Origin of the sequence: Streptomyces sp. NPDC060049 (assembly GCF_042736715.1) — a bacterium.
GTDB lineage: Bacteria > Actinomycetota > Actinomycetes > Streptomycetales > Streptomycetaceae > Streptomyces.
The window spans coordinates 128,588-143,479 of sequence record NZ_JBHWVV010000011.1; the positions used below are offsets into that span (position 1 = coordinate 128,588).

15 protein-coding genes and 1 tRNA gene are annotated in these 14,892 nt (G+C 73.5%); 5 read left to right on the forward strand and 11 right to left on the reverse strand.

Annotated features, from left to right (window positions below):
- Positions 1 to 10: 10 nt before the first annotated feature.
- Positions 11 to 87 (reverse strand) — tRNA-Pro (locus ACFWBY_RS21870).
- Positions 88 to 206: 119 nt separating this feature from the next.
- Between ACFWBY_RS21870 and ACFWBY_RS21875 the strand changes: the two genes are divergently transcribed.
- Positions 207 to 728 carry a DUF309 domain-containing protein gene (locus tag ACFWBY_RS21875; RefSeq protein ID WP_385333643.1) on the forward strand — a complete coding sequence of 174 codons (522 nt, stop codon included), beginning with the start codon at positions 207 to 209 and terminating at the stop codon, positions 726 to 728.
- A 66-nt stretch (positions 729 to 794) separates the two neighbouring features.
- On the opposite strand, the gene ACFWBY_RS21880 is transcribed toward ACFWBY_RS21875, so the two are convergent.
- The 4 genes from ACFWBY_RS21880 to ACFWBY_RS21895 are packed head-to-tail and all read right to left on the reverse strand — an operon-like array spanning position 795 to position 4,124.
- Positions 795 to 1,184, reverse strand: coding sequence for a VOC family protein (locus ACFWBY_RS21880; protein ID WP_385333641.1), 390 nt, complete (start codon positions 1,182 to 1,184; stop codon positions 795 to 797).
- A gap of 5 nt (positions 1,185 to 1,189) precedes the next feature.
- Positions 1,190 to 1,828, reverse strand: coding sequence for a lactate utilization protein C (locus ACFWBY_RS21885; protein ID WP_385333639.1), 639 nt, complete (start codon positions 1,826 to 1,828; stop codon positions 1,190 to 1,192).
- Positions 1,825 to 3,372, reverse strand: a complete 1,548-nt coding sequence (locus ACFWBY_RS21890; RefSeq protein WP_385333636.1) for a lactate utilization protein B — start codon at positions 3,370 to 3,372, stop codon at positions 1,825 to 1,827. The genes ACFWBY_RS21885 and ACFWBY_RS21890 overlap by 4 nt, the downstream gene beginning before the upstream one ends.
- Positions 3,369 to 4,124 carry a (Fe-S)-binding protein gene (locus tag ACFWBY_RS21895; protein WP_385333633.1) on the reverse strand — a complete coding sequence of 252 codons (756 nt, stop codon included), beginning with the start codon at positions 4,122 to 4,124 and terminating at the stop codon, positions 3,369 to 3,371. Before ACFWBY_RS21895 ends, ACFWBY_RS21890 begins: the two co-directional genes overlap by 4 nt.
- 18 nt (positions 4,125 to 4,142) lie before the next feature.
- Between ACFWBY_RS21895 and cobF the strand changes: the two genes are divergently transcribed.
- On the forward strand, positions 4,143 to 4,895 hold the full coding sequence (gene cobF, locus ACFWBY_RS21900) for a precorrin-6A synthase (deacetylating) (protein ID WP_385333630.1): 753 nt from the start codon (positions 4,143 to 4,145) through the stop codon (positions 4,893 to 4,895).
- A gap of 169 nt (positions 4,896 to 5,064) precedes the next feature.
- Here the strand turns inward: cobF and ACFWBY_RS21905 are convergent, their stop codons facing one another.
- Complete coding sequence (locus tag ACFWBY_RS21905; RefSeq protein ID WP_385333627.1) at positions 5,065 to 5,841, reverse strand: alpha/beta fold hydrolase; 777 nt, start codon at positions 5,839 to 5,841, stop codon at positions 5,065 to 5,067.
- 139 nt (positions 5,842 to 5,980) lie between these two features.
- Here ACFWBY_RS21905 and ACFWBY_RS21910 point away from each other — a divergent pair, with 139 nt between their 5' ends.
- Positions 5,981 to 6,520: a PadR family transcriptional regulator gene (locus ACFWBY_RS21910; protein ID WP_385333624.1), complete on the forward strand. Its 540-nt coding sequence runs from the start codon at positions 5,981 to 5,983 to the stop codon at positions 6,518 to 6,520.
- A gap of 69 nt (positions 6,521 to 6,589) precedes the next feature.
- Here ACFWBY_RS21910 and ACFWBY_RS21915 read toward each other — a convergent pair whose 3' ends face one another.
- Both ACFWBY_RS21915 and ACFWBY_RS21920 read right to left on the reverse strand, forming a co-directional pair.
- Positions 6,590 to 7,768, reverse strand: coding sequence for an aminotransferase class V-fold PLP-dependent enzyme (locus ACFWBY_RS21915; protein ID WP_385333621.1), 1,179 nt, complete (start codon positions 7,766 to 7,768; stop codon positions 6,590 to 6,592).
- Positions 7,769 to 7,812: 44 nt separating this feature from the next.
- Entirely contained in the window at positions 7,813 to 8,733 is a 921-nt protein-coding gene (locus tag ACFWBY_RS21920) for a LysR family transcriptional regulator (protein ID WP_385333619.1), read from the reverse strand.
- A gap of 137 nt (positions 8,734 to 8,870) precedes the next feature.
- On the opposite strand from ACFWBY_RS21920, the gene ACFWBY_RS21925 reads away from it, so the two are divergent.
- A complete protein-coding gene (locus ACFWBY_RS21925; protein ID WP_385333616.1) occupies positions 8,871 to 9,254 on the forward strand; it encodes a YybH family protein in 384 nt (127 codons plus the stop codon).
- Positions 9,255 to 9,317: 63 nt separating this feature from the next.
- Here ACFWBY_RS21925 and ACFWBY_RS21930 read toward each other — a convergent pair whose 3' ends face one another.
- Positions 9,318 to 10,934 carry an endo-1,3-alpha-glucanase family glycosylhydrolase gene (locus ACFWBY_RS21930; RefSeq protein ID WP_385333613.1) on the reverse strand — a complete coding sequence of 539 codons (1,617 nt, stop codon included), beginning with the start codon at positions 10,932 to 10,934 and terminating at the stop codon, positions 9,318 to 9,320.
- A 354-nt stretch (positions 10,935 to 11,288) separates the two neighbouring features.
- On the opposite strand from ACFWBY_RS21930, the gene ACFWBY_RS21935 reads away from it, so the two are divergent.
- Positions 11,289 to 11,747 (forward strand): hypothetical protein, encoded by a 459-nt coding sequence (locus ACFWBY_RS21935; protein ID WP_385333610.1) that lies wholly within the window; start codon positions 11,289 to 11,291, stop codon positions 11,745 to 11,747.
- Between the two features lie 69 nt (positions 11,748 to 11,816).
- On the opposite strand, the gene ACFWBY_RS21940 is transcribed toward ACFWBY_RS21935, so the two are convergent.
- The gene (locus tag ACFWBY_RS21940) at positions 11,817 to 12,350 is read right to left on the reverse strand and encodes a GNAT family N-acetyltransferase (RefSeq protein ID WP_385333606.1); all 534 of its coding nucleotides are present in this window, start codon (positions 12,348 to 12,350) and stop codon (positions 11,817 to 11,819) included.
- A gap of 146 nt (positions 12,351 to 12,496) precedes the next feature.
- A complete protein-coding gene (locus ACFWBY_RS21945; protein WP_385333603.1) occupies positions 12,497 to 14,716 on the reverse strand; it encodes an NADP-dependent isocitrate dehydrogenase in 2,220 nt (739 codons plus the stop codon).
- Positions 14,717 to 14,892 lie beyond the last annotated feature (176 nt).

A 14,892-nucleotide genomic window follows, 5' to 3' on the forward strand; every position in this document is an offset into this window, starting at 1 on the left:
GCGTAAACGCTGGTCGGGACGACAGGATTTGAACCTGCGACCCCTTGACCCCCAGTCAAGTGCGCTACCAAGCTGCGCCACGTCCCGATGTGCTTCCGACTGGGCTTCCCACTTGGGGTTTCCCCGTCCCGGCGGCACATGCAGAACATTACCCCACGACGAGGGGTGTGCACGCACCGGTAATCGCCGGGAGGGAGGATGAGGGGATGGACGCACGGGATCGGGACGCTGAGGGGCGGGCGCGCAGCGCCAGGCCCAGGGACGGGCTGGGGCGGCCCCTGCCCCACGGGGCGCAGGGGGTGGAGCGGCAGCCCGAGGGGGTGGTCCGGACGCCGGGCGAGACCGTCGCGCGGGCGCAGCGGCTGCTCGACGCGGGGATGCCGTTCCACGCGCACGAGGTGTTCGAGGACGCCTGGAAGTCCGGGCCCGAAGCGGAGGCTCCGCTGTGGCGGGGGCTCGCGCAGCTGGCGGTCGGGCTGACGCACGCCGCGCGCGGGAACGCGGTGGGCGGGGCGCGGCTGCTGCGCCGCGGAGCGGGTGTCCTGGCCGGGCGGGAGGAAGCCGGGGACGCGGCCGCGACCGCACCCTGGACCGGCCCCGCGTACGGGATGGACCTGCCCGGGCTCGTCCGCTGGGCGCGGGAGCTGGCGGCACGGGTGGAAGCCGGCGCGGCCGTCGACGCGGCCGCCGAGGCCCCGCACCTGACGGCCCGGCCCGGCCCCGGCTGATCCGGCCGGGGCCCGGGGGCCGCCTGAGGCACGGGGGCTGCCTGGGGCCCGGGGGCCGGCCGGGGCCTACGCCGGCTGGAGGAGGTCCCAGCGGTTGCCGTAGAGGTCCTGGAAGACGGCGACCGAGCCGTACGGTTCGTGGCGCGGCTCCTCCAGGAAGCGGACGCCCTCGGCCGTCATCCGCGCGTGGTCGGCCGCGAAGTCGTCGGTGTACAGGAAGAAGCCGACCCGGCCGCCCGTCTGGTCGCCGACCCGGGAACGCTGGGCGTCGTCCTTGGCCCGCGCCAGCAGCAGGGCGGACTCCTCGGCGCCGCGCGGGCGGACCACGACCCAGCGGGAGCCGTCCGGGCGCGCCGTGTCCTCCACGAGGTCGAAGCCGAGGGCGCGGGTGTAGAAGTCGATGGCCTCGTCGTAGTCGTGGACCACGAGGGCGGTGAGGGCGATGCGTGCGGACATGGTGCCTATTGTGCGCCGAGGAGCACGACCTCCAGGGTGCGGGGACCGTGTACGCCCTCGACCCGGTCCAGCTCGATGTCGCTCGTGGCCGAGGGGCCGGAGATCCAGGTCAGCGGCCGGGCCGGGTCCAGCAGCGGCAGCGCCCGGGGCACCGAGTCCACCACCTGGTCCGCGACCCGCACCACACAGATGTGGTGGTCCGGGATCAGCGTGATCCGCCGCCGCCCCTGGCCGGGGCCGCCGTCCAGGACGATCGTGCCGGTTTCGGCGATCGCGAGGGCGCAGCCGGTCACCACGCTGTCCACCGCGTCCAGTTGGCGGGCGGTGGAGACGGCCCGGTCGTGGATCCGGGTCGGGCCCCCGTCCGCGGGCCAGTACGGGGGCAGCCCGGCCGGTACGAGGACCGACGCGGCACCCCGCTCGGCCAGGAGCCGCGTCACCAGCCCGGCGACGCCGTCCTCGTCGACCCGGTGGACCTTCGCCCGGTACTCCGTGAGGTTCGCGGCGAGCAGGTCGACGGTTTCGGCCGGGGTGCGGACGCCGTGGACCCGGAGGTAGTCCCGGGGGATCACCGGGTCGGGACGGGAGCCGCCGTCGGCCGTCGCCCGGCGGATGCGGCCCAGGATGCGGTCCCTGTCGCTCATGCCCGCCCCTCCCCTTCCCGTGCCCGCGCCGCCCACCAGTCGCGGAACGACTGCGCCGGGAGCTCCGGCAGCTCGCGGCTGTCCGTCCAGGCCCGCCCGGGCCCCGGCAGCCGGCGCGGCCGCAGCCGCCGGGCCCTGGCCAGCAGCCGCTCCCCCGCGCGCAGCGCGCCCGGGCGGTCCAGCAGCAGCCGGGCCGCGCGCATGGCGGCCCGTTCGGCGGCGTGGCCGTGGGCCGGGCGGATCCGGACGCGGATGCCCTCGCGGGTCACCGGCCCGCCCTGGGCCACCCGTTCGCGCAGGTGGACGAGGACCTCGGGAATGTCGATGGCCACCGGGCAGACCTCGTAGCAGGCCCCGCACAGGGTGGAGGCGTAGGGCAGCGAGGCGTCGATCTCGCTGCCGGTGCCGCGCAGTTGGGGGCTGAGGATGGCTCCGATCGGCCCCGGGTAGACGGAGCCGTAGGCGTGGCCGCCCGCGCGCTCGTACACCGGGCAGACGTTCAGGCACGCGGAGCAGCGGATGCAGCGCAGGGCTTGGCGGCCCACCTCGTCGGCGAGGGTGTCGGTGCGGCCGTTGTCGAGGAGGACGAGGTGGAAGGCGGCGGGGCCGTCGCCGTCCGTGGTCCCGCTCCACATCGTCGTGTACGGGTTCATCCGCTCGGCCGTCGAGGAGCGCGGCAGTGTCTGGAGGAAGATCTCCAGGTCCCGGAAGGTCGGGATCACCTTCTCGATGCCGACCACCGAGATCAGGGTCTCGGGCAGCGTCAGGCACATCCGGCCGTTCCCCTCGGACTCCAGGACGACCATGGTCCCGGTCTCGGCGACCATGAAGTTGGCGCCGGAGACGGCGACTTTGGCGCGCAGGAACTTCTCGCGCAGGTGCAGGCGGGCCGCCTCGGCCAGTTCGCGCGGGTCGTCGCCGAGCCCCTCGGGCGCCGGGCGGCCCCAGCCGCCCATCTCCGCGGCGAAGACGTCCCTGATCTCGGCTCGGTTGCGGTGGATGGCGGGGACCAGGATGTGGGAGGGCCGGTCGTGGCCGAGCTGGACGATCAGCTCGGCGAGGTCGGTCTCGTACGCGGCGATCCCGGCGGCCTCCAGCGCCTCGTTGAGGCCGATCTCCTGCGTGGCCATCGATTTGACCTTGACCACTTCCCGCTCGCCGGTGGCCAGGACCAGCTCGGTCACGATCCGGTTGGCCTCCGCGGCGTCCGCGGCCCAGTGGACGGTGCCTCCGGCGGCGGTGACGGAGTCCTCCAGTTCCAGCAGGTAGCGGTCGAGGTGGCGCAGGGTGTGGTCCTTGACCGCCTTGCCCGCGGCGCGCAGTGCGTCCCAGTCGGCCAGTTCGGCGACGGCGCGGGCCCGCTTGTCGCGGATGGTGTGGGTGGCGCGGCGGAGGTTGGCGCGCAGCACCCGGTCCGCGACCGCCTTCGCGGCGGCCGCCGGGAAGGCGGGGAAGTCCGGGAGGCCGGGGGCGGGGCGGCCGGGTGGGGCGGGGAGGCCGGGGGCGGCGGGGAAGGCGGGCATTCCGAGAGGGGTGCGGGTCATCGCAGCGGTTCCTCCTCGGTCGAGGCCAGGATCTCAGCGAGGTGCAGCGCCCGCAACGGGGCGCCCTCGCGCCGCAGCACTCCGTCCAGGTGGGCGAGGCAGGAGTTGTCGGCCCCGCAGAGCACCTCCGCACCCGTCGCCAGCGCGTTGCCGATCTTGTCCGTGCCCATCGCGGCGGACACCTCGGGGTTCTTGAGGGCGAAGGTCCCGCCGAAGCCGCAGCACTCCTCGGCGCCGGGCAGCTCGCGCAGTTCCAGACCGCGCACGGCCGCCAGCAGCCGCGCAGGCCGCTCCCCGAGCCCGAGGGCCCGCAGGCCGTGGCAGGACGGGTGATAGGTGACGGTGTGCGGGAAGTACGCGCCCACGTCGCTCACTTCGAGGACGTCGACCAGGAACTCGGTGAGCTCGTACACGCGCGGTACGAGGCCTTCCGCGAGCGCGGCCAGCGCGCCGCCGCGCCCCTCCGCCTCGGCGGTGCGCCCGATCCGGGGGTAGTGGCCGCGGATCATGGCGGCGCAGGAGCCCGACGGGGTGACCACGTACTCGTACCCGGCGAAGGCCTCGGCGGTCCGGCGTACCAGGGGTTCGCACTCGCGCCGGTAGCCGGTGTTGTACTGCGGCTGGCCGCAGCAGCTCTGCGCGGCCGGGAAGTCCACGCTCACACCGAGCCGCTCCAGGAGGCGGACGACGGCGATGCCCGTGCGGGGGTAGAGGGCGTCGTTGACGCAGGTGACGAACAGGGCCACACGCATGACGGGCAGAATAGCCGGGTGAAGAAGTTCTCAGTGATCGGCATAGGCGCGGGCGACCCGGACCACCTGACCCTCCAGGCGGTCAAGGCGATCGGCGCGGCGGACGCATTCCTCATCCTGGAGAAGGGCGAGGAGAAGGCGGATCTGACGGGGCTGCGGCGCGCGATGCTCGACGCGCACGCACGCCCCGGACACCGGCTGGTGGAGGGCCGCGACCCCGACCGCGACCGCACCCCCGCCGAATACACCCCTACCGTGGACGGCTGGCGCAGCGCGCGGGCCGAGCTCTTCGAGCGGTTCATCGCCGAGGACCTGGCGGAGGGCGAGACCGGGGCGTTCCTGGTGTGGGGCGACCCCTCGCTCTACGATTCCACGCTCGCGATCCTCGACGAGGTGCTGGAGAAGGGCCGGGTCGCCTTCGAGCACGAGGTGGTGCCCGGCATCAGCAGCATCTCCTCGCTGCTGGCCCGCCACCGCACCCAGCTCAACCGGGTGGGCCGCCCGGTCCAGATCACCACCGGGCGCCGGCTCGCGGAGGGCTGGCCGGCCGACGTGGACGACGTGGTGGTGATGCTGGACGCCCGGCACGCCTTCACCGCCCACCTCGACCAGGACCTCTACATCTACTGGGGGGCCTACGTCGGCACCCCCGACGAGATCCTGGTGTCGGGAAAGCTGGCGGAGGTCGCCGGCCGCATCGAGGAGCTGCGCACCGAGGCCCGCACCCGCAAGGGCTGGATCATGGACACGTACCTGCTCCGGCGCGGCTGAGCCCCCCGGGATCCCGCCGGGGCGGCCGCGCCCGGCAGGACCGGGCGGGAGGTCCGGACGGCAGGACCGGACGGCAGGACCGGACGGCAGGACCGGACGGCAGAACCGGGCGGGCAGTCCGGGCGGGAGGTCCGCCGCGGGAGTGCGGGTGAGCGCCGCGCCCGCCGTGTCAGGCCTCGCGCAGGGCGCGGGCGGTGGCCCGGGCGAAGGCCTCCGGGTTGTCCAGCATGATGTTGTGCCCGGTGTCCGGGATCGTCACCACCTCGACTCCCGTCTCGGTGAGTTCCCGCGCGCCGGGAAGCGGCTGGTCCGCCTCCGGCCGCAGGCAGGTGCGGGGAATCGGCAGGGCCATCAGCAGACCGCGCAGGGCGGGCCCGGCGCCGTGGGCCCGGTGCACCGCGCTGCGGTACAGCGCCTCTCGTCCGGCCAGCCGCATGGTGGACCACCAGTGCGGTCCGGCGCTCTCGCGGACCTGGTCCCACCCGCCGGCGAGGAACTCCTCCTCGGTGTATGCGGCGATCCCGCTCGCCCCGGGCCCGCCGTGCTCCACCGGTACCGCGTCGAGGGTGGCGTCGACCAGGACGAGCCGGCCGACCAGGTGCGGGTGGCGGGCGGCCAGCAGGACGGCAACCGCGCCGCCCATGCTGTGCCCGATGACGTCCGCCGCCCTGACCCCGGCCGCCTCCAGGGCCGTCGCCACGGCGTCGGCGTGGTCCTCCAGGGTGTAGGCGAAGTCGGTGGGGCGGTCGCTGATGCCGAAGCCCAGCAGGTCGACCAGCAGCGAGCGGTGGCCGGCCAGGGCAGGGTGCGCCGCGGAGGCCGCGAAGTACGGCGCGGCGGAGGCACCGAGCCCGTGCAGGTAGACCCGGGTGGCACGCCGGGGGTCTCCGGGCATCTCCACCCAGCGGATCCGCGCTCCTTCGGGGGTCACCTGGGCGTCGCGCATGACTCCTCCTCCTCGATCACTTGATCGCTCCCCTTCGCCCGGTCGCCTGCTCGGTCGCCAACCATCCCGACCGCCCGGAAGCATCGTCGAGACTATACATCGGTGCCGATGTATAAAGACAGTGAGGCATGATGGTGCCGTGTTGGAACTGGCGATCCTGGGTTTCCTGTACGAGCAGCCGCTGCACGGCTACGAGCTGAAACGGCGCGTCGCGCATCTCACCGGCCACGTCCGGCCGATCGCGGACGGCACGCTCTATCCGGCCATCAAGCGACTGGAGAAGGCCGGCCTGCTGAGCCGGCAGACCGAGCCCGGCACCCGGGCGGCCCCCCGGCACGTCCTCACGCTGACCGGCGAGGGCCGGGAGGAGCTGCGCCGCCGCCTGCGCGAGGCCGACGGCGTCGAGATCAGCGACGAGAACCACTGGTTCACCGTCCTGGCCTTCCTGCGCCACCTGGACGCCCCCGACCGGCAGGCCGCCGTGCTCCTGCGCCGACTGGCCTTCCTCCAGGAGCCGAGCAGCTTCTTCTACGAGGGGGAACGCCCGGTCGGCGCCGAGGAGTTCGACGACCCCTTCCGCCAGGGCGTGCTCACCATCGCCCGCGCCACCAGCCGCGCCGAACTGCACTGGCTGGACACCACCCTGAAGGACCTCGCCTCCCGGGCCGGCACGGACTGACGCCCCGGCCACCGGGGCATCGCGCGACCCCGCGGCCAGGCAAGATCCGGAAGCGACGACCCGGGCCGCCTACCCGAGGAAGCGGGGCAGGACCTCGGCGAGGCGCTCGTACTCTTCGGCCCGGTTGTAGATCTGCCCGCACACCCGGATCCCGCCACCGCCCGGCCACGGCCAGATCAGCACCCGGATCCGCTGTTGCGCCGCGATCCGCTCGCGCAGGACGCGGGCGGCCTCCGGGGTCTCGGCGATGCCCGGGGGCAGCCGCAGCGCGCGCATGGCGAGGCCCTCGGTGTACGGGAGCGGGGTGAGCCCGGGGAGCTGCGCGAGCAGCGCCGCGCCGTAGGCCGCCAGCGCGTTGTTGTGCGCCCGGACCTTGGCGGCGTCGAGCTCCTCCAGCAGGTCGAGCCCCTCCGGTGCCGCGAGCCAGCCCGTGTAGTCGACGGTGGCGCGGTTCTCGACGGAGCGCGGGAACCCGTGGTGGTCCTCCCAGGAGGGCACCAGCGGTTGGATCCGGCCGCGGTGTTCCGCGGCGACGGCGAGGAGCGCCGTGCCGGACGGCGCGTAAGCCCACTTGTGCAGGTTGCCGAACCAGAAGTCGGCGCCCCCGCCGAGGGGGTCGGCCAGCATGCCGGGGGCGTGGGCTCCGTCCACGATGGTGGTGACGCCCCGGGCCGCCAGGTCGGCGAGCAGCCGGGGCGAGGCGATGAGCCGGGCGGTGGGCGAACTGATGTGGTCGAGCACGGCGACCCGGGTCCGCGGGGTGACCCCGGCCAGCACGGCTTCCCGTACGGCGTCCTCGTCGGGGAGGTGCGGGTCCAGGGCGACGGTGGTGAGGGGGGCCCGGCGGGCGGCGGCCGCGACGACGGTGCCGTATCCGTGGTCGGTGACCAGGATCTCGTCGCCGTCGGCGAGCCGCAGGGCGTCGAGTGCGACGTTGGCGCCTTCGGTGGCGTTGGAGATGAAGGCGAGCCCGTCGGGCTCGGCGCCGAGCCGGTCGGCGATCCGGCGCCGGGCCTCGGCGAGCCGGTCGGGGGCGCCGAGGAAGAAGGCGTCGGGGTCGCTGTGCGCCTGCGACCGCAGGGCCGCGTGGGTCTCCTGCACGGGGAGCGGTACCGCCCCGAAGGAACCGTGGTTGAGGTGGCTGACTGCGGGGTCGAGCCGGAACAGGTCCCGCCCGCAGGGGAATTCGGCGGGGCGTATGGCCCCGGCGGACCCGGATGGATCGGCGGAGCGGGCTGCGTCGTTCATGTACGTGGACCTCCGTGGGTGCGGCGCGGCTGTCGTCAGCTTGATCATGCCCCGACGCCGCCCTCGGCGGCACCCCCTCCCCGCGGTGGCGCCGCGAAGGCGCGGCGGCAGTGCGGGAGCAGCTCCCGCACGGCGGGCCGGCGGGCGTCGCGCCAGACGAGGGAGAGCAGGGCCGGGATCTCCACGTCCGCGAAGGGCCGGGCGACGAGGCGGTCCTCGTAGGACTCGGCCATGGAGGCGCTGAGAACGGCGACCCCCAGCCCGCGCGCGGCGAGGTCGGCCATGGCGTCGGAGGCGCCGGCCTCCAGGGCGATCGCGAGGTGCAGGCCCTGGGCGGCGCAGGCCCGGTCGAAGACCGTGCGCAGCCCCGTACCCGGCGGCATGCAGATGACGGGGTGGCCGCCCAGGTCGTGGAGGGTGACCCGGTCCGTCCCGGCCAGCGGATGCCCGGGCGGTACCGCCGCGACCAGGTGCTCGCTGACGATGGTCAGCGCCTCCAGCCCCTCGGGGGCGGTGGCGGCGGTTCCGACGAGGGCGAGGTCGACGGCGCCGGTGCGCACCGCCTGGACCAGCCGGTCGGAGTTGTCCTCCAGCAGCGCGAGCTCCACGCCGGGGTGGGCCCGGTGGAAGGCGGCGAGGGCGTCGAAGAGCGGGGTGAGGGTGCAGCCGACGACCATGCCGACCGTGAGGCGGCCGCGGATCAGGTCGGTCACCTCGCCCACCGCCTGCGCGAGGGCCCCGGCGGCGGCCAGGGCGGTGCGGGCGTGTTCGAGGGCGGCCTTCCCGGCGGTGGTGAGGGTGGCGGTGCGGCCGGACCGGTCGAAGAGCTCGGCGCCCAGTTCCCGTTCGAGCTGCCGGATCTGGGCGCTGACCCCGGACTGGCTGATGTGGACGCGCTCGGCCGCGCGGGTGAAGTTGCGCTCCTCCGCGACCGCGACGAAGTAGGTGAGCTGCCTGAGTTCCATGACTGCTGATTCTAGTTCCGAGCAGAACCAGCTGTTGGACTTCTGATGAGGGCCACGGGAGCCTGGATGCACCCGCAGGGGGCACGACCGGGAAAGGCACCGGGCAGTGCTCCGAGCCCGCGAACCAGGAGGAAGCGATGACGGACTACGCGTCGTACGAGAAGGCCCTTCGCCCCGAGGACATCACCCGCCTGTTCGTCGAGCGGTCCAACGCCGGTGACGCGGCCGGGGTCGCCGCGCTCTACGAGGAGGGGGCGGTGATGGCCTTCCCGCCCGGCGAGCTGACGGTGGGACGGGAGGCCATTCGCGCCCTGTGGGCGAAGGTGCTGGAGCACCGGCCCCGCTTCGAGCCCGAGCCGCCGCTGCCGACGCTGGTCAGCGACGGGATCGCCCTCACGTCCACCCCGCCCAGTGACGGCACGGGCGCCCGTGCCCAGGTGGTCCGCCGTCAGAGCGACGGCAGCTGGCTCCGACTGCTGGACCAGCCCGAGTTCGCTCCGCCGCCCGCCGCGCGGGGCTGAGCCGCCGCGGCCGGTCCCGGTGGGGGTAACGGCCGGTCCCGGTGGGCGCCGGGCTGGTTCCGTCTACTCCCGGCCGCTCGTGGCGGCTTGGTACTGGAGGTCCTGGACCTCCACCTCGCGGTCCACGGGGAAGGGCAGCCGTACCTGGGCCCCGGCCTTGCCCTCGCGCACCACGGTCGCCGAGCTGGTCCCCGCGTTCAGCGGCAGCAGCTCGGCGTGGACCCCGGCCGGGGCCTCGTGGGCGCCCTTGGCCGGCCCGACCGTCCTGACGACGGACGCGGGCGCCGTCAGGAAGCTGAGCACCTCCACCGTGTCCCGCGAGGCGGCGCTGCCCTTGCGCAGCGACATCACGAGGGACTGGTCGCCGGTGGGGTCGGCGGCGGCGAACTGGGTGCGCGAGGTCAGGTACAGCGTGTCCCGGACGATCTTCGGCCAGCTGCCCGTCTTGAACTTGGCGAGGTAGTAGGAGGACAGGTCGAGGTAGGCGTGCCCGTTGTGCTGGGAGGGGGCGAACTGGCTGCCCTCGCTGTAGTCGTTCCAGGTCGTGAGCTGGACCCAGTCGGCGCCGTCCTCGATCGCCCGGGTCCAAGTGGTCCGCAGCGTGGCGGTGTTGCCCGCCTCGTCGTAGATGCCCTGGTTGGGGCGGGCGTCCTGGACGGACACGGGCTGCATCCAGATCTTGCCCATGCCGTGCGCCTTGCGGACATCGGCCGCGGCGCCCTCCTGGCCGACGTAGCTGCGGCTGCCCCACTCGGAGAACCCGAAGCTGATCGGCGCGAACCGCTCGCCGTTCGCGCCGAAGTCGAGGAAGAGCGGGACGAAAGCGGTGCGGACGCCGTGCTTGGAAGCGAGGATCTCGATGACCTCGGTCCACCAGGCCACGCCCTTGGCCTCCGCCTTGAACGGCGAGACGACCAGCCGCCCGTCGGGGAGCCGGTGCGCGGCCGGGGAGTCGGCGAGGTCCGCGAGGGCGTCGGCGAGCACGCCCGGTTCGTCGGTCTTCACGGAGGTCATGTCCGGCATCAGCATGATCTTGAAGGCCGGGTCCACCGAACGGGCCGCCTCCATCAGGAGCTCGGAGCGCTCCCAGTTCTTGCCCGAGAGCGAGAGCAGGTCGAGGGTGAACCCGTCGATGCCGGCGGCGCGGGCGGTGCGCACCTCCTGCTGGAGGTTGGCGAGTTCCCAGTCTCCGCTCTTGGGCGGGACCGGGAGCGGCCGGTCCCGCAGCAGGCCGCCGTACTTCTGGTGCTTTCCGCTCTCGCCGTCCGGGTTCAGGTAGTTGCGGGTGTAGTAGTCGGAGCCGGCGCTCGCGTTGTCGAGGGAGAGCGGGTACGGCGTGAAGTAGTGGGCGAAGACCAGCTTCTTGGCGGCGGCGCCGGAGCGCAGCGCGGCGGGCTGCGGCAGGTCGAAGGGCAGGGCCCCGGCAGGGCGCGCCCCCTCGTCCGGAACGGACTTCGGGGTGGCCTCGGGCTTCCCGGTGGCGTCCGGGCTCGGCGGGCCGGGTGTCGGGGCGCCCTGGCCGGTGGCGCCGGGCGTGGCGCCGGAGCCGTCGGCCGGGCCGTCGGCGAGGGCGGATCCCGGGCGCTCCGTCAGGCCGGAGACCGTCAGGGGCTCCCAGGCGATACCGGCGGCGGCGCAGACGCCGAAGAGGAGGAAGGCGGACAGGAAGAGGGCAGACAAGGGTCTGCCGCCCCGGAAGCCGGGTCGGCGCCGGTGCGACACGGGGCCCTTCCCCCGCCCGGCCGGCCGCTGGTCCGCGTCCATCGAGATGTCCTCCCCCGCATGCGCCCGCGTTTCGGGCCGCACCGCAGTACATCCGATTCCCGCCGCCCGGACAACTGTTCTCCTGGGGAGGGGCCCTACCCCGGCAGGACCGCGGGCGGCGTGTACATCTGCGGTGATCGCCGGGCGGTACGGGCCTTTCAGCGGAATGGGCAATTCCCCTGGTCTTACGGTGAAACTGACCCATAATCATCTTCATGCGGCTCGAAAGAACCTCTTGCCGCGTAGGGTCACGCATGCGTGGGGGGCATCGTGCCGATGGGGGAATCCGCCAGTGCCGGCACGTTACCGGCGACGACCGCCGAGCTGTCCCGCCTGCTCACCGCCGTACGGCGGGGCCGGGTGCTCACCGTCACCGGGGGCTTCCGGGAGCCCCGGAGCCTGCTGGTACGGGAGATCGGGCAGCGGCTCGCGTCCAACTTCTACGACGGGGTGGCCGTGGTCGCCATGGACCACCGCTCCGGGGTCCGCGATCTGACGGCCGCGCTGGGCTGCGTACCGGGCATGCCCTTCCTGCCGTGCGGTACGCGGAACGCGGCGTCGTGGCTGGCCGAGCGCGACGTCCTGCTCGTCCTCGACGGCTCCGACCATCTCGCGGCCGAGGCCCTGGCCTGGCTGCGCGACCTGCTCGCCGTGGCGCCCGGGCTGCGCATCCTCGCCGCCGGACGCCATCCGCTGGGCTTCCCGCGCGAACGCGTGCACCGGCTCTGAGCGGGGGCGAGCCCGCGGCGGGCCCGGGGGCAGCCGGGCGGGGCCGGGACCCGGCCGCGGTACCGCGGGCTACTCGCCCCGCCACTCGTCCGCCCGCAGGCCCATGACGACCTCGTCCAGGAACTTCCCGCACACCCAGGCCGCCCCGCGCAGGGTTCCCTCCACGGTGAATCCGGCCGCGCTCGCGGCGCGGATCATGGCGGCGTTGTCCGCCAGGGTGTCCACCTGGAGCCGGTGCAGCCCGCGCACGGAGAACCCGTAGCCGCACAGCAGCGCCACGACCTCCGCGCCCAGTCCGCGCCCGCGGCAGCCGGGGCGCAGCGAGATGCCCAGGTGCGCGGAGCGGTTGTGCGGGTCGATGGCCCACAGCAGGGCCTCGCCCGCCAGTTCGCCGGTGGACCGTTCCACCACGGAGAAGACGGCGACGTCGTCGGACGGTTCGCCCGGCACGTACGGCGAGTGTCCGCTCTCCGCGCCCACCGGCCGCCAGGGCCGGGTGTCGGCGCGCGCACGCGTGGCCACGTCCTCGTAGAGCTCGGCGTGCAGGACGGCCACGTCATCAGGGTGCCGGGCGCGCAGCCCGGCCAGTTCTCCGTTGATCATGCGGTCTTACTAGCCTTCGCGGGGCCCGGACCACAACCGGGTTTCCGCGCACGCGCCGCCGGGGCACGCGCGAACGGGTCCGCCCCGGCCGGCTGCTGCCGACCGGGGCGGACCCGTCAAACGGTGGAGCGGCTGGGGCGCGGACCTCAGCCGAGGATCGCGAGCGCCTGGTTCAGCGTCGCGGACGGCCGCATGATCGCCGCGGCCTTGGCGGCGTCGGGACGGTAGTAGCCCCCGATGTCGGCCGGCGAGCCCTGCACCGCGATGAGCTCGGCGACGATGGTCTGCTCCTGCTCGCCCAGCGTCTTGGCGAGCGCCTCGAAGGAGGCGGCGAGCTCGGCGTCGTCGGTCTGTGCGGCCAGCTCCTGCGCCCAGTACAGGGCGAGGTAGAAGTGGCTGCCGCGGTTGTCGATGCCGCCCAGCTTGCGGCTCGGCGACTTGTCCTCGTTGAGGAAGGTGCCGGTCGCGCGGTCCAGGGTGTCGCCGAGGACCTTGGCGCGGGCGTTGCCCGTGGTGGTGGCGAGGTGCTCGAAGGAGACGGCCAGCGCGAGGAACTCGCCGAGCGAGTCCCAGCGCAGGTAGTTCTCCTTGACGAGCTGCTGCACGTGCTTGGGGGCGGAGCCGCCGGCGCCGGTCTCGAAGAGGCCGCCGCCGTTCATGAGCGGCACGACCGACAGCATCTTGGCGCTGGTGCCCAGCTCCAGGATCGGGAACAGGTCGGTCAGGTAGTCGCGCAGCACGTTGCCGGTGACCGAGATGGTGTCCTCGCCGCGGCGGATGCGCTCCAGGGAGTACGCGGTGGCCTCGACCGGGGAGAGGATCTCGATGGTCAGACCGTCGGTGTCGTGCTCGGCGAGGTACGTCTTGACCTTGGCGATGAGCTGCGCGTCGTGCGCGCGGCCCTCGTCGAGCCAGAAGACGGCCGGGACGCCGGTGGCGCGGGCGCGGGTGACGGCGAGCTTGACCCAGTCCTGGATCGGCGCGTCCTTGGTCTGGCAGGCGCGGAAGATGTCGCCGGCGGCGACCTGCTGCTCCAGGACCGTGGCGCCCGAGGCGTCGACGACGCGGACGGTGCCGGCGGCGGCCAGCTCGAAGGTCTTGTCGTGGCTGCCGTACTCCTCGGCCTTCTGGGCCATGAGGCCGACGTTCGGCACCGAGCCCATCGTGGACGGGTCGTACGCGCCGTGCGCGCGGCAGTCGTCGATGACGACCTGGTAGACGCCGGCGTAGCTGCTGTCGGGGAGGACGGCGAGCGTGTCGGCCTCCGCGCCGTCCGGGCCCCACATGTGGCCGGAGGTCCGGATCATGGCCGGCATCGAAGCGTCGACGATGACGTCGGACGGGACGTGCAGGTTGGTGATGCCCTTGTCCGAGTCGACCATCGCGAGGGCCGGGCCCTCGGCGATCTCGGCGTCGAAGGAGGCCTTGATCGCGGCGGCGTCGGGCAGCGCGCCGAGGCCGTTCAGGATGGTGCCGAGGCCGTCGTTCGGGGACAGGCCGGCGGCGGCCAGGGTCTCGCCGTAGCGGGCGAAGGTCTTCGGGAAGAAGGCGCGGACCACGTGGCCGAAGATGATCGGGTCGGAGACCTTCATCATCGTGGCCTTGAGGTGCACGGAGAACAGGACGTCCTCGGCCTTGGCGCGCTCGATCTGGTCGTTCAGGAAGGTGCGCAGCGCGTCGACGTGCAGGACGGACGCGTCCACGACCTCGCCGGCGAGGACCGGTACGGAGTCGCGCAGCACCGTGACGGCGCCGTCGGCGTCGACGTGCTCGATGCGCAGCGTGCCGGGCTCGGCGATCACGGCGGACTTCTCGGTGGAGCGGAAGTCGTCGGCGCCCATGGTGGCGACGTTCGTCTTCGACTCGGGGACCCAGGCACCCATGCGGTGCGGGTGGGCCTTGGCGTAGTTCTTGACCGAGGCGGGGGCGCGGCGGTCGGAGTTGCCCTCGCGCAGGACCGGGTTGACGGCGCTGCCCTTGATCTTGTCGTAGCGGGCGCGGTTCTCGCGCTCCTCGTCGGACTTCGGGTCGTCCGGGTAGTCCGGAAGCGCGTAGCCCTGGCCCTGGAGCTCGGCGACCGCGGCCTTCAGCTGCGGGATCGAGGCCGAGACGTTGGGCAGCTTGATGATGTTGGCCTCGGGCGTCTTCGCCAGCTCGCCGAGCTCGGCGAGGGCGTCCGCGATCCGCTGGCCCTCTTCCAGGTACTCGGGGAAGCTGGCGATGATGCGGCCTGCCAGGGAGATGTCACGGGTCTCGACATTCACACCGGCCGTCGACGCGTATGCCTGGATCACAGGCAGGAACGAATACGTCGCGAGGGCCGGGGCCTCGTCAGTGTGCGTGTAGATGATGGTCGAGTCAGTCACCGGATGCTCCGCTCCACAGTCTGCGTCTCTCGTCTGCAACATTGCTCGACATCAAGATATCTCGTGAACCGGCCGGTCTGGACAGTCCCCCCGCGCAAGCGCGGACGAGACGCGTGTCACGCACGGTGTCCGGGAGTGCCGGGACACCCGAAAACACCGAAGCGCCGCCACCGGCT

Excerpts from the sequence above, each read along its gene's own strand:
- ACFWBY_RS21875 (WP_385333643.1), top strand. The coding sequence starts at position 207 with ATGGACGCACGGGATCGGGACGCTGAGGGGCGGGCGCGCAGCGCCAGG.
- ACFWBY_RS21880 (WP_385333641.1), bottom strand. The coding sequence starts at position 1,184 with ATGTCCGCACGCATCGCCCTCACCGCCCTCGTGGTCCACGACTACGAC.
- ACFWBY_RS21885 (WP_385333639.1), bottom strand. The coding sequence starts at position 1,828 with ATGAGCGACAGGGACCGCATCCTGGGCCGCATCCGCCGGGCGACGGCC.
- ACFWBY_RS21890 (WP_385333636.1), bottom strand. The coding sequence starts at position 3,372 with ATGACCCGCACCCCTCTCGGAATGCCCGCCTTCCCCGCCGCCCCCGGC.
- ACFWBY_RS21895 (WP_385333633.1), bottom strand. The coding sequence starts at position 4,124 with ATGCGTGTGGCCCTGTTCGTCACCTGCGTCAACGACGCCCTCTACCCC.
- ACFWBY_RS21905 (WP_385333627.1), bottom strand. The coding sequence starts at position 5,841 with ATGCGCGACGCCCAGGTGACCCCCGAAGGAGCGCGGATCCGCTGGGTG.
- ACFWBY_RS21915 (WP_385333621.1), bottom strand. The coding sequence starts at position 7,768 with ATGAACGACGCAGCCCGCTCCGCCGATCCATCCGGGTCCGCCGGGGCC.
- ACFWBY_RS21920 (WP_385333619.1), bottom strand. The coding sequence starts at position 8,733 with ATGGAACTCAGGCAGCTCACCTACTTCGTCGCGGTCGCGGAGGAGCGC.
- ACFWBY_RS21925 (WP_385333616.1), top strand. The coding sequence starts at position 8,871 with ATGACGGACTACGCGTCGTACGAGAAGGCCCTTCGCCCCGAGGACATC.
- ACFWBY_RS21940 (WP_385333606.1), bottom strand. The coding sequence starts at position 12,350 with ATGATCAACGGAGAACTGGCCGGGCTGCGCGCCCGGCACCCTGATGAC.